This window comes from Psychrobacter sp. AOP31-B2-9 (assembly GCF_052378005.1).
Classification (GTDB): domain Bacteria; phylum Pseudomonadota; class Gammaproteobacteria; order Pseudomonadales; family Moraxellaceae; genus Psychrobacter.
This window is the reverse complement of sequence record NZ_JBQSXG010000325.1, coordinates 1-634: the sequence shown is the minus strand read 5'-3', so window position 1 is coordinate 634 and position 634 is coordinate 1. Positions and strand designations below refer to the sequence as shown.

The 634-nt window shown below is 48.6% G+C and carries 1 pseudogene and 1 other annotated feature; the pseudogene reads right to left on the bottom strand.

What is annotated here, in order from left to right:
- Positions 1–584, bottom strand: a pseudogene (locus ACT3SX_RS15460) (IS3 family transposase); the annotation flags it as partial.
- Positions 193–309, bottom strand: a sequence feature (AL1L pseudoknot). (Overlaps the previous pseudogene by 117 nt.)
- Positions 585–634: the final 50 nt, after the last annotated feature.

The following is a 634-nucleotide window of genomic DNA, read 5'->3' as shown; positions in this document are numbered from 1 at the left end:
ACGCTCTACCGTACAACGAGCCACATGAATACCATCTGCCTTCATCTGCTGCCAGACTTTACGAACACCGTAACGGCATTTACTGTCCTGCCAGATGCGTTTAATCTCGTTGATATAATAGTCGTCATGCTGCTGACGCAACGAGCGCTTTTCAGGGTAACTCTCCAAGTCTTTAGTACGGTAGTAGGTTGATGGGGCAATCGGTAGTACTCTACAGATTGGCTCGATCCCGTATTTCTGCTTGTGATCATCGATAAATGTGACCATTATTTCGGTAGACGGTCGAGCTCCGCCTGGGCGAAAAAAGCCGCTGCCTTACGTATGATCTCATTGGCCTGTTTGAGTTCTCTGCATTCACGTTCAAGATCTTTAATACGTTGATCTTGGCTTTGAGCTTGCACTGAGGCAGGAATGGTTTGATCGATGTGCTTTTTATGCCATGAGCGCAGGGTTTCAGGCGTGCAGCCAATCTTAGGGGCAATGGCTTGAATCGCTGACCAGGTAGAGGGGTAGTCGCCTGCCGCTTCAATGAGCATGCGAACGGCGCGTTCTTTAATCTCAGGAGTGTAGGTTTGTCTTTTCATTGTCGTATTCTCTCAGAATGTTGAGTCTCCGACAATACCGGGGCGGTTCA